At 42.4% G+C, this 12,403-nt stretch carries 14 protein-coding genes; 10 read left to right on the top strand and 4 right to left on the bottom strand.

Going from position 1 to position 12,403, the window contains the following annotated elements:
• The first annotated feature begins 5 nt into the window (after nt 1-5).
• Together F0249_RS04515 and F0249_RS04510 are read left to right on the top strand one after the other, a co-directional pair.
• The gene (locus tag F0249_RS04515; RefSeq protein WP_171755991.1) at nt 6-1,043 is read left to right on the top strand and encodes a DUF3549 family protein; all 1,038 of its coding nucleotides are present in this window, start codon (nt 6-8) and stop codon (nt 1,041-1,043) included.
• 10 nt (nt 1,044-1,053) lie between these two features.
• Nucleotides 1,054-1,353, top strand: a complete 300-nt coding sequence (locus F0249_RS04510; protein ID WP_113799049.1) for a DUF3301 domain-containing protein — start codon at nt 1,054-1,056, stop codon at nt 1,351-1,353.
• Here F0249_RS04510 and F0249_RS04505 read toward each other — a convergent pair.
• On the bottom strand, nt 1,319-1,822 hold the full coding sequence (locus F0249_RS04505; protein WP_017053993.1) for a GNAT family N-acetyltransferase: 504 nt from the start codon (nt 1,820-1,822) through the stop codon (nt 1,319-1,321). The two genes, F0249_RS04510 and F0249_RS04505, sit on opposite strands and share 35 nt — an antisense overlap.
• 788 nt (nt 1,823-2,610) lie before the next feature.
• Between F0249_RS04505 and F0249_RS04500 the strand changes: the two genes are divergently transcribed.
• From F0249_RS04500 to F0249_RS04465, 8 genes are all read left to right on the top strand, one after another.
• Nucleotides 2,611-2,895: a hypothetical protein gene (locus F0249_RS04500; RefSeq protein ID WP_171755990.1), complete on the top strand. Its 285-nt coding sequence runs from the start codon at nt 2,611-2,613 to the stop codon at nt 2,893-2,895.
• A gap of 12 nt (nt 2,896-2,907) precedes the next feature.
• Complete coding sequence (locus F0249_RS04495; protein WP_113799051.1) at nt 2,908-3,351, top strand: YaiI/YqxD family protein; 444 nt, start codon at nt 2,908-2,910, stop codon at nt 3,349-3,351.
• A gap of 38 nt (nt 3,352-3,389) precedes the next feature.
• Nucleotides 3,390-4,085 (top strand): tRNA (N6-threonylcarbamoyladenosine(37)-N6)-methyltransferase TrmO, encoded by a 696-nt coding sequence (tsaA, locus tag F0249_RS04490; protein ID WP_171755989.1) that lies wholly within the window; start codon nt 3,390-3,392, stop codon nt 4,083-4,085.
• A 99-nt stretch (nt 4,086-4,184) separates the two neighbouring features.
• Nucleotides 4,185-5,900, top strand: a complete 1,716-nt coding sequence (locus F0249_RS04485) for a proline--tRNA ligase (RefSeq protein ID WP_171755988.1) — start codon at nt 4,185-4,187, stop codon at nt 5,898-5,900.
• Between the two features lie 192 nt (nt 5,901-6,092).
• Nucleotides 6,093-6,821: a tellurite resistance TerB family protein gene (locus F0249_RS04480; RefSeq protein ID WP_171755987.1), complete on the top strand. Its 729-nt coding sequence runs from the start codon at nt 6,093-6,095 to the stop codon at nt 6,819-6,821.
• A 234-nt stretch (nt 6,822-7,055) separates the two neighbouring features.
• On the top strand, nt 7,056-7,259 hold the full coding sequence (locus F0249_RS04475) for a YaeP family protein (RefSeq protein ID WP_017053999.1): 204 nt from the start codon (nt 7,056-7,058) through the stop codon (nt 7,257-7,259).
• A gap of 1 nt (nt 7,260) precedes the next feature.
• Nucleotides 7,261-7,452 carry a DUF4250 domain-containing protein gene (locus F0249_RS04470; protein ID WP_113799055.1) on the top strand — a complete coding sequence of 64 codons (192 nt, stop codon included), beginning with the start codon at nt 7,261-7,263 and terminating at the stop codon, nt 7,450-7,452.
• Between the two features lie 245 nt (nt 7,453-7,697).
• Nucleotides 7,698-9,485 (top strand): diguanylate cyclase, encoded by a 1,788-nt coding sequence (locus F0249_RS04465; RefSeq protein WP_171755986.1) that lies wholly within the window; start codon nt 7,698-7,700, stop codon nt 9,483-9,485.
• Nucleotides 9,486-9,492: 7 nt separating this feature from the next.
• Here F0249_RS04465 and F0249_RS04460 read toward each other — a convergent pair whose 3' ends face one another.
• The 3 genes from F0249_RS04460 to F0249_RS04450 form a co-directional block, all read right to left on the bottom strand.
• Nucleotides 9,493-10,854, bottom strand: coding sequence for a sodium-dependent transporter (locus F0249_RS04460; RefSeq protein WP_171756019.1), 1,362 nt, complete (start codon nt 10,852-10,854; stop codon nt 9,493-9,495).
• A gap of 248 nt (nt 10,855-11,102) precedes the next feature.
• Entirely contained in the window at nt 11,103-11,846 is a 744-nt protein-coding gene (locus tag F0249_RS04455) for a YggN family protein (RefSeq protein WP_171755985.1), read from the bottom strand.
• 71 nt (nt 11,847-11,917) lie between these two features.
• Entirely contained in the window at nt 11,918-12,400 is a 483-nt protein-coding gene (locus tag F0249_RS04450) for a GreA/GreB family elongation factor (protein WP_136995493.1), read from the bottom strand.
• Nucleotides 12,401-12,403: the final 3 nt, after the last annotated feature.

Here is a 12,403-nt window from a genome sequence, read left to right as displayed (position 1 = left end):
TGCCCATGGAAACCATTCACACCCTTAGTCAATTGTTACAAGATAGCCAATGTCAGTATAAGATTTTTGATTTAGGTCGCCGAATTCAAACCATCGACAGCCAACAATTCGAAAATGTTGAGGCGGGCAAACAGCCGTACCCATTTCCAAGTCAAAGACATGCGCACATCGGAATCGCTTACTGGAATGACAATAATCAGCCATGGATTTGGTTTCTGAAGTTCTCTTTAGACGAGCGAGGCCTTCTAGAGCAAGCTGAAGTAGGTAATTTCCTGAAATATGTTATCGAAGCGATGGGAAGTCGTATCAATAGCAATATGACAGAAGAGCAGCAAGATAAGCTAGCGAATAACCCTTATACGTTTAAACCCGCCGATGACAAGATGGCCGTTTTTCACAGCCAAGTCAGAGCTCACTTAAACCTTGCGACGAGCCAATATTATGAACACGCCCAACATTACTTCTCAGGTGGTTTAGGCTGGACAAATTGGCAAACCGTTGGACTTCAAGGCATTACTGATATTTGTGCCCGATTAGATCGTGATCAGAACGGTTTAATGATACGAAAAGCACTGGCACATATCGCAAATGAACCACTATATGGTGTACTGGGAGCTTTAGAGCACTCGACACTACCTGAAAAGTTAGCGCTAAAAATCCAAGAGTTAGCACAGCAACAAATTGATTCTCAAGATCCTGATCTATTTCTACTCTCGGCTTATGCTCGAGCATTATCGGGTACTAGCAAAAATATATACCAGCCAATCATTGACGGTATCTTAGCAAGCCCAAGGTTGAGTCATCCTGAAGTGTTAATCGCAATAGCAGGTAGAACATGGCAGGCTTTGTCAGAAAGCAAAACCGCAGAAAAATATTTACTAAGATTAGCTCAAAGTGGCAATCAGGCTCTATTTAATCAATTATTTGCAGATCTAGTGATGTTGCCAGAATTAAGAATGGTCATGTTACCGCTTCTTCATTCCAATCCATCTCAAGAACTAGGCTCTGCGTTAATGAATCTGCAAAAAGCGACAAAATCATAGAGGGAATTTCATGATCGGAGATCTACTGTCGATACTACTGCTCAGTTTTGGGTGCTTTCTTTTCTGGCAACAGAGAAGGCAATCAGAACTCGCAAAAGCAGCCGTAACAAGGAAGTGTGAGCAGTTAGAACTTCAAATGGTTAGTGTTGCGTTTGGTGGCCATAAGCTAAAAACACCTCAAGGCAATTGGCGCTGGCATACTGTCTACAATTTTGAGTTTTCAGCGCTTGGAGATGATTGCTACCAAGGTCAATTAACCATGGTCGGCTTTCGTCCTATGCAGTTTCACTTACCACCGCATCGGATGTAAATCGGTACTCATAATATGGTCCATGAATATCAGATTTCACTGCGCCTTGTTTAAACCCTAATTTTTCAAGTATACGTATCGACGGTTGATGTCCAACATTAACCGTTGCATACACTTCCATTAATGAAAGCTCCCAACACGCTTTCGATAGAAAAGCTTTAAGCGCTTCAAATCCAATGCCTTTCCCCCAGTGAGAACGATCAAAAATAAACCCCAACTCCGCAAGACCATCATCAGAATGCTGTAAAAACACATGCCCTAAATAGTCTCGGTTTTTATTATCCAGTACCGCCATTGCGTATAATGATGGGTCATTAAGCACGGTTTGAAATAGTTTTTTTGCTGACGAAACGGAGTGTGCTCCATTCATTTGAGCGCGATTAATCGCATTGCAATTCAAAATTACAAAGTCAGCTTCTAGGGTCTCTGTGTATGGGGTGAGCAGAGTTCTGGTGGTCGCAATCGTCATTTTACATTCCTTGTATCAGTTCCGAAATTTTCTCATACCATTCGGGATAAAACATTGACCACGGAACAAAAAACGTTGGAATATAAGAAAGCCCTGATACCGAGGTATCAGGGCTGTAGTCTTACCCGCAGCGATCCGGCTACTTGTTTATGCTCCATGCATCGTCCGTAATAGTGGCTGATTCTTTCAGCTCTTTCCTTTACTTCGCCATCCTAGCGGTGTCCTAGTCATCCTGACAGTTAGCAAATCCTAGCTAACTCACGTCACTTGTTCCTTGAGCGGTATCCCTTACATCATCCTGATGTTGGTCCTAACCTTTATCCTAAAGGTGTCCATTGTCATTCCTTTGCAGCCAATATCCTATCGACTGTTGCGTCCGTACAATGTCCTTCGCTCCATGCTGATTACTCGTCCTGAATAATCAAATCTTCATCCTAGAAGATAACCAAATCCGTGGTTGTTTCCTGTTCCGTGCCGCTTCCCTTTCGACAAGGTCTAATTTACGCTTTTTTAGCACCATCTCAATGGACCTTGAGCAATATTAAATTATCTCAAATCATTCAAAAAATACATAATTCATATTAATCAACAGGTTATGGTAAAATCATTAACCATATCGCATGGGTAAAATCACTTTTACTTACACCTTTGTAAGCGATCTCTTACAAGCAATCTCTTATTTTCCCATTTATCAAAAGTACCGCTACAATCACAACCCAATAATGAACGGATTCGCCTAATCCAAGCAAAAATAGTAGCATGCACTCAAACCAACGATGAGGGTTCAAATGTTAACTAAAGATATATCGGCAGAGCTTGAAAACGTGCTGCAAACATTGAAAGAACAAGGAAAAGAACCAACTGTTGCCATCGTCAAGGCTCGTTTAAGTTCTCCGGTTCCGATGCCAGCATTAATTACGACTATCAAAAGTTGGAAAAATAATCATCGAGTACCTAAAGTGGAAATAGCTCAAACAGCAGATTCCACACAAGATAAGATCGCGCAGTTAGAGGCTCAAGTAAAGGCACTAACAGCTCGTATCGAAGCATTAGAAAACCAAGAAAATAAATAGGAATACTGACCAATGAAGATTTGGGTTGATGCCGACGCGTGTCCAAAAGTAATTAGAGAAACTATCGTTCGAGCAGCGGAAAGAACTGGCGTAGAGTGCACCTTTGTTGCCAACCATGTCGTCCCTGTACCAAAACGCGCCAATATTCATTCGCTCCAAGTCCCAAGTGGTTTTGATATAGCTGATAATGAAATTGTGAGGCGTACAGAAGTTGGTGACTTAGTGATCACCTCTGATATTCCACTCGCAGATGAAATCATTACCAAGGGTGGCCAAGCACTCAGTTCCCGTGGTGAGCTATATACAAAAGAGACCATTAAAGCCCGACTTAATATTCGAGATTTTATGGATACCATGCGTTCAAGCGGTATTCAAACCGGTGGACCAAGCACTTTATCTCAAACCGATCGCCGCGAGTTTGCCAACCATTTAGACCGAATCCTTGCCAAGCGATAACATAATTACTATTCGAATACTTAAAACAGTAAAAAGCCATGTATCCAATTGAACCAATAGGCGTCATTCAAAGCCCTTACCAAGAAAAATTTGCCGTACCACGCCAACCGCGTCTGACTCCAAGTGCGACCGCAAGAATCAAACTGATGGGAGAGGCCAATTCGCCCGAATCGGTTCGTGGTATCGAGCAATTTAGCCATATCTGGCTACTGTTTCTATTCGATAAAAACTTAGCGGCAGGATGGAAACCAACCGTTCGGCCACCACGTTTAGGGGGAAATGAGCGAATTGGCGTGTTTGCCTCACGAGCTACATTTCGCCCCAATGGAATTGGAATGTCTGCGGTAGAATTAAAGGGCGTGACCCAACAAGGCAACCAAACTTGGTTAGATCTCGGCAGTGTTGATCTCGTAAATGGCACCCCGATTGTTGATATTAAGCCCTACATCCCCTACTCCGATTCTATACCAGATGCAGAAGGCGGCTTTGCGGCTGAAGAACCTGAAATATTAGAAGTCAACTTTTCAGAACAAGCGATCTCTAAGCTTAACCAGCATCCCGAGGCGAAGCATATCATCCAAGTCATCAAAGAGGTGCTTGGGCAAGATCCACGACCTGCCTACAAGAAAAACAAGCTAGATGAAAAGGAATATGCGGTAAATTTGTTCGATTTGAACGTAAAATTCACCGTTGGCCCTCTTTTCATAACAGTAACTCACATTGAGCACTTTTGAGATCGCTGTTAGGCTGATATCATGTTCAGCTCAATTCAATTTATTGCTGCAAAGGCACAATAAATTTTCTTTTATCAATGATGAAACGGATACCATAGAATGCGTACCAGTAACTACCTTCTTTCTACTCTGAAAGAGACTCCAAACGACGCAGAAGTTATCAGTCACCAGCTGATGCTACGTGCAGGTATGATCCGTAAGCTAGCTTCAGGTTTATATACTTGGCTACCTACTGGTCTACGTGTACTGCGTAAAGTCGAAAATATCGTTCGCCAAGAGATCGATAATGCGGGTGCCGTGGAAATCTTGATGCCCGTAGTTCAACCGTTTGAGCTTTGGGAAGAGACTGGTCGTTCTGAAAAGATGGGGCCTGAGCTACTTCGTTTCACAGACCGTCACTCTCGTCCATTCGTTCTTAGCCCAACAGCAGAAGAAGTGGTAACGAGCCTAGTACGTAACGAGATCAGCTCTTACAAACAGCTACCTCTAAACCTGTACCAAATCCAGACTAAATTCCGTGATGAACGCCGCCCTCGTTTTGGCGTAATGCGTGCTCGTGAATTCTCTATGATGGATGCATACAGCTTTGATATCGACAAAGAAGGCTTAGAAAAGTCTTACCAAGCGATGCACGATGCTTACTGTAAAGCATTCGACCGCATGGGCCTTGAGTACCGTCCAGTATTGGCAGACTCTGGCGCAATCGGCGGCAGCGGCTCTCAAGAGTTCCACGTTCTTGCTGAAAGCGGCGAAGATCTAATCGCATTCTCTTCTGAATCTGATTACGCAGCGAACATTGAGAAAGCAGAAGCACTGGCTCCAACAGCTGAACTTGCAGAGCCAACTCAAGAGATGGAACTGGTTGATACGCCAAACGCAAAAACAATCGCTGAGCTTGTAGAACAACACGGTCTAGCAATCGAGAAGACGGTTAAGACTCTATTCGTTAAAGCGTCTGATGAAGTAGACGCTGATATCATCGCACTGATTATCCGTGGCGACCATGAGCTTAACGAAGTGAAAGCAGAAAACCTTCCACAGGTTGCTTCTCCACTAGAAATGGCTGATGAAGCTGCAATCCGTGCACTTGTTGGTGCAGGTCCTGGTTCACTTGGTCCTGTTGGCCTAGAGCTACCATTCATCGTTGACCGCTCTGTTGCTGTAATGAGCGACTTCGGCGCTGGCGCAAACGTAGACGGTAAGCACTACTTCGGCATCAACTGGGGTCGTGACGTTGAGCTTGCTCAAGTTGAAGACCTACGTAACGTTGTTGAAGGCGATCCAAGCCCATGTGGTCAAGGTACTATCCAGCTTAAGCGCGGTATCGAAGTGGGTCACATCTTCCAACTAGGTAATACTTACTCTAAAGCAATGAACTGTAACGTGCTTGGTCCTGATGGTAAGAGCGTAATCCTAGAAATGGGTTGTTACGGTATCGGTGTTTCACGTGTTGTTGCATCTGCTATCGAGCAAAACCACGATAAATTCGGTATCACTTGGCCAGACGCACTAGCGCCGTTCCAAGTAGCTATCGTTCCAATGAACATGCACAAGTCTGAGCGCGTTAAACAAGCGGCTGAAAAGCTATACGCAGATCTAACGGCCAAAGGTATCGAAGTATTATTTGATGACCGTAAAGAGCGCCCAGGTGTTATGTTCAAAGATATCGAACTTGTGGGTATCCCTCACACTATCGTTATTGGTGACCGCAGCATGGACGAAGGTAACTTCGAATACAAAAACCGTCGTACAGGTGATAAAGACGCAGTTGCAATGGACACTGTTGTTGATCATCTATTATCTCAGCTTAAATAAGACCATCATATTTAAGTAATCTGAGTTATATTTCTCTAAAGGGTTGTCACAATGGCAGCCCTTTTTATTGAGCGTTATTTTTATTGAGTGTTATTCTCGTCGAGTTCCATGATCGCTTTTCTTTCTCACCTGTTAATCCCCTATTCATCTTCATTCATTTAGTCTGACGGTATCACTATTCGGAGGAACTTTATGAATCTAACCAGTTTACTTAACCAAGCACTTAATTCTGACATCGTAAAGCAGGGAAAAGAGCAGTTATCCCAAGCATCAAGCTCAAGTAATAATACGCTCAATTCATTAACTAAAGATAAGAGCCAACTTGCGACGCTTGGGGCTGGCGCTGTCGGAGGTGGGATTTTAGGGCTACTTATGGGCTCCAAAAAAACTCGAAAAATGGGCAAAAAAGCCATTGGTGTGACGAGTGCGGCGGCATTAGGAGCGCTTGCATTTAAAGTGTATAAAGATTGGCAGTCTAACCAGCCAGCATCTGCATCCGAGGCTGCACCTAGCGCCTTAGAGACATCATCAACCTCTTTAGATGCATCAAATCACTCCACCTCACTAACGAATGAAGAGAAGCAAAATACCTTGATTCTGCAAGCGATGATCGCCGCAGCTAAAGCGGATGGACATGTTGATGAACAAGAACAGCACCAAATTCAACAAGCAGTGGAGGCGTTAGGAGCCGATCCTAGTGTGAACTTGTTTGTACAGCAGGAACTTAGTAAGCCTCTTGATCCTGCTGAAATTGCAACCCTTGTCTCTTCCCCAGAAGAAGCCGCAGAGGTGTACTTAGCGTCATTACTTGTGGCTGATGAACAAAACTTCATGGAAAATGCTTATCTTCAAGAATTGGCTAAGCAACTTAACTTGGCTCCCGACCTTGTTGCTCAACTGAGCGCGCAAATCAGTGAATAGCTAAGTTAATAATAGCTGGTTGATAAATAGAATGTTGATAAGTCGCAGGTTAATGAGTGAATAAATGGTGGATCAGTTGAATTGCTTTGATCGAATATGACACCTAATTTGATGGAAATACCACCAACTCATACCGCTATTTGAGATAGAACAACTCTCACAACAATCTGATTTTGTTTTTCGAGTGCTCACTGTGTATATTGAGACCAGTTATCATTTAGTGAAGGTTAAACCATGAAAATATACGATTGTTGTGATCTAGTAAGAGAACTATACGCACAAATTGGCAGTGGCGATCAGGGCTACATTCCGCAAGCAATCACTTGCGTATTGAAAACACTAAACGACATTGCAGCAGATGAATCACTACCGAAAGGAACTCGTGAGCGAGCGGCTTTTGCGGCTGCCAATCTATTAATTTCTGATTTCGAGGATTAATATGAACCTGTCTAATTTTGAAAAAATGGACCCAATTATGCTCATGAGCATTATCAACATGAAGCTTCGTGATGACTTCTCTGGGGACTTAAATAAACTCACTGCATACTTCGAAATTGATAAATTAACTTTAGTATCAAAACTGGCTTCTGCCGGGTTTGAATTTATGAGTGAAACGGGGCAGTTCAGATAATCTAAAAGTTAATAATTTGATTAAAATCATTAAAATAATCATAAACTTTTAACTATATCTATATAAATAACAGGATATATGTCTACGCTTATATGTAAGTTCTAATTACGAAGCTAAAGGCATATATGTCTGGAAAAGAAAAGCTCACAACAATACCAAAAACAGTCCGGCGTTCCTTCATACGTGCGGCGATAATCCCCTTTCTATTTGTTGAAGTGACCTTTCTCTGTATTTACTGGCTTAGCGTGACCATTAGTAATGATCAATCTATTCAACTCGCAGTCGATGCCGCTTACGATAGTATTCAAATCCATACGTTAAAAGCGGCGAAAAGAATCGACCACCAGTTAACGTCCATTCAAGCTGCCACAAAAATCTTTGCCTCTCAAACAAGTTGGGTTCTCAATAGTGATGATGCAACAAAGATATACGCCGACAATTTAGCGTTATCACCTGATGGTGTGTACCACACGACGCACAATAATGGCGGTTCTTCCGTTTACTACAGCGCGATTAATACCATAGATAAAGAGCAGAAAGACAAAGTCGCTGTGACCGCCACCCTCGACCCACTAATGAAGTCCATTCATGGCTCGAACGACCTAATCCAGCAGGTGTATATCAATACTTATGACTCATACAATCGGCTTTATCCATATATAAACACCTTGACGACATTCTCAAGCGAAATCGACTTGATTGATTTTAACTTTTACTACCTGGCAGATTTAAAACATAACCCCAAAAGAGAAGCGGTTTGGACAGATGCTTACTTAGATCCCGCAGGCTCTGGGTGGATGATTTCCTCCATAGCCCCTGTTTACTCCACAGCAGAACCAGACAAATTAGAAGCGGTTGTCGGGGTTGATATCACCTTGAGGTCGATAATAAAAGAAATGCTAAATATCCAAATTGGTTGGTTAGGCTACGCAATGATTATTGATCAAAATGGATCGATAATCGCAATGCCAGAAAGAGCTGAAAAAGATTTTGCACTGAAAGAACTCACTTCTCACCAATATACTCAGCACATCGATCAGGACCAATTCAAACCCAGTCGCTTTAATTTAAAAACACACCCAAAAACCCAAGAGTATATCTCTACATTACTTTCGACTCCTCAAGGATCCACCTTAATCACTTTAAACAACCCAATGATAATGAGTTGGGCTCAAGTACCAGGAACGGATTGGAAGTTAGTGTTTCTTGCGCCATCCAAACAGATTGAACGTCGCTATTTCGACATCAAACAAAATTTGGCAAACATTGGTTGGCTAATGGTGGCGGGGCTATTTTTCTTCTATCTTATTTTCTTCTTCTATATCACTTACCGCTCCGCTCGTATCGGCGAATCGTCCGTATCTGAACTAAACAGCATTCTTAAACTCGTTCAGAGTATTGGCCAAGGAAATTATCAGCAGCAGAAACCAAGGATGAAGTTTGCTGAGCTTGATAACCTAGCAAACCATGTCGTTGAAATGGGCAATAAATTAGGCGACGCTTACAATGCTATCGCCAAAGCGGAGTACCATGCTGGGCACGATAAGCTCACAGGTCTTCCAAATCGCTATTTAATGGAAGACTACCTAAAACAGTCCATTGCTTTAGCTCAGAGGCATCATCAAAAGATCGCTGTAATATTCATTGATTTAGATAAATTTAAACAGGTTAACGATCAACTCGGCCATTATGTCGGGGATATCGTATTACAATCGGTGGCTTCTCGGATTCAAAGGAACTTACGAAAGTCCGATATTGTGGCGCGATTAGGTGGCGATGAATTTATTGTGATACTCAATGACATCGAAGATACTGACCCCGTCATTAACCTCATTGATGCGCTCAAAGAGAGCATTTCCCAGCCAATAGCGTATAAAACCGGAAGCTGTACTATCGAAGCAAGTATGGGTTATGCGATCTACCCTGATCACGCAAACAATAGCCAAGACTTAGTCAACTATGCCGATGAAGAGATGTATAAACAGAAGCCAGTAAAGAATACATCATCCACTGGCTCTGTTTTATATCGCTAAAAGTCGCTTAAAAAGAGGCCCAAATAACGGTTGCAACTAAAATGGGGCACACAAACTTCACATACATTGGCCAAATTTTACCGAATAAGCCTAGCTGAAAATCAGGGCAACCTTGCTCTAGCTCTTTAATCTTAGATTGTCGGCTCCATACCCAACCACCAAAGAGGCAGAAGAGTAATGCGGCACTGGGTTGTAAGTATTGCGTCGCCACAGTTGCGACTAAACCAAATAGCGCACCAAAATTATAAACGATGACCACACTAAACAGAGCAATCAACCCGCCAAGGATCCAGCTCGTCGGTGTACGACGAGTGTTGAAACGTTCACTCACTAGCGCTACTGGGCACTCTAGCATTGAGATAGATGATGTTAATGCCGCAATAGTCAGCAGAAGGAAAAAGACAACCGCGAACAGTTGACCTAAAATGCCTAAACTATCAAACATAAGAGGTAAAACAGTGAAGACTAGTGTATCTGAACTAAGCAAAGAGCCATCTTCAGCGTAGATTTGAACGCCTTTTTGCATTGCCACAAACATTGCAGGCATAACAACCAGACCCGCAATGAAAGCGACAGCAGTATCGACTAGAGTCACGTTCATCGCCATTTTTGGTAGGTTCTCTTTCTTACTCAGGTAAGAACCATAAATCAGCATCGAACAGCCACCGATCGTCAGCGAGAAGAATCCTTGTCCCATGGCTGCCAATATGAGCTTCTTGTCCCAAATCTTATCGAAATCGGGAATCAGGTAATGCTCTAAACCCTGCATCGCTCCATCTTGCATCATGATGTAAATAAATAGGACGCCAAACAAGATAAACAGAGCGGGCATTAATCGTGTCGACCACTTTTCGATCCCTTGTTTAACGCCACCCTGTACGATCAAGATAGTAAGAACATAAAAGACAATCGTACCGAACAGGTTTCGCTCAACACTAAAACCTTTAAACCATGCCGTTGCAGCATCAAGCCCAGCCAATTCAGTTAACGCTCCCAACAAGAAGCAAATCAACCAACCACCGACAATACTGTAAAAAGCTAAAACTGCACTAGGAACACTTAAGCCTATCCAACCGATTAGCCCACCTACATTCTTACCCATCGGGTTAGAAGTTAGTGAGCGCATACTATCAACAGGATTAGCTTGACCGTGACGACCAATTGCCATTTCAACGATTAGCATAGGGAGGGCAACAACTAAGATCATGACTAAATAGACAAGCAAAAATGCACCGCCACCATTACTTGCCGCTTGAGTAGGAAATCCCCAAATATTGCCTAAACCAACAGCAGCACCAGCGGCGGCCAGAATAAATCCAAGGCGAGAGCCAAAGTGCTCACGGGGTTGTGATGAGGATGTGTTTTCTATCATGCTTCCTACCTAAAGTACCTACAAACTAGTGTGCTAGTACATTATTGCAAACAAACACTTTGCTCAAATAGGAACGTTCATAATTTAAACAAGTTTGGGATTTAATATTATATCGGTATGTAAAAGTATTTTTACAGTTGGGAGTACTTAAAGAGCATGAAAGCTAAAATAGACTTGGAAGGCAGGCAATTAGCTCATACAAAAAAAGCACCATGGGGTGCTTTTTATTAACAAGAAATATAGTGTTAAATAGTAAACACTTGATAGTTCTTCAATTCAGGAATCTTCTCATGCAACTCTTGCTCTTGTTCTGCTACTTCATCAAGAGACTCACAATAAATCTGCGCTTCTTTCTCTATAACTTTCGACTGCTCTGTCACTTTAGTCGCTAATTTCTCTTTTAATTCGGCCATCTTATTGGCAAGTTCAGTAAAATTAATACCACCATCTTGTTTCATTTTCTCAGACATCGCATCAAAGGCACTGGTAAAGAATTCGCTATTAAATACCTCTTGAGCTTTATCAAAATCTTTTTGCCAATTTTGAATAAAGGAGTCAAACGCATCTTTCTGTAAAACGAACTCATCACCTTGGTAATAGCGAGCTTCTACGTCAGCAAAAAATGCCTCTAAAGCCGTCTTAACTTTATTGAACGACTCCGAGTTATCAAAGCTCACTGAAACATCATCAATAATGTCATTCGCTAGGTTCAGTCCATCATTGGCAATATCTTTTGCACGAGGTAGATAAGCATTCATTTTCTCACGGTACTCTTCAATCGCTTGCTGTTGCTTATCATCAAGCTGAATTTTTTCTCCGTGGATATAAAGGTGATTATCATCATTGATCAGAACTTTCGGAGTACCATCTTTATATATCTCTAAATCTGAGCCATTGAGGTGCACCTCATTCTCAATATCAACATTACACTGCACCGCATAAACACTTGAACTGAGAGTTAAGGCCATTACGCCAATTACTGATTTCATACGCACCTCATAAACATTAAACCTATTCATTAACGGTATCAGACATTAACAAATAGTAAGTAAAAATTGGGTCAAGAAACCTGTGCGATTTCGTAACTGACACTTTTTGAGCCTATCGTCAGCTCTATTTCATCCCCTACTTGCTTCTTATTAAGCAGCGCACCTAATGGGGCATGAGGCGTCAATACCGCCACCCGATTGCCTTGGCACTCAACTATCAACCCTCCAGACGTTGGCCCAATGAAAAACCAACGGGCCTGATCGTCTTCATCAATTAGCTGAACTAAAGCGCTCATACCAATCGCACTCTTGTCATCAAACTCTCGTAATACCAGTTCTCGAAAAGTCCGAATATCATCTTCACACTCTTGTACTCGCAAAGCTTGCCCATGAGCCAAATAAGACGCCTCCAATGCTAAAGTGTCGTATTTATGCTCAGGCACTGTCTCTTCATCTGTCGCTGCATCAATCGCACGTTGAGTAGCATCAACGGCAACTTGATGGTTCATTTCTAAACGTTGCAAAATGATTTGCTGTAGATCGTATTTATTCATTCT

Origin of the sequence: Vibrio sp. 03-59-1 (assembly GCF_013114135.1) — a bacterium.
Taxonomy (GTDB): Bacteria; Pseudomonadota; Gammaproteobacteria; order Enterobacterales; family Vibrionaceae; genus Vibrio; species Vibrio cortegadensis.
Note: the sequence above shows the minus strand (reverse complement) of the source record. Positions and strands in the feature narration are given on the sequence as shown.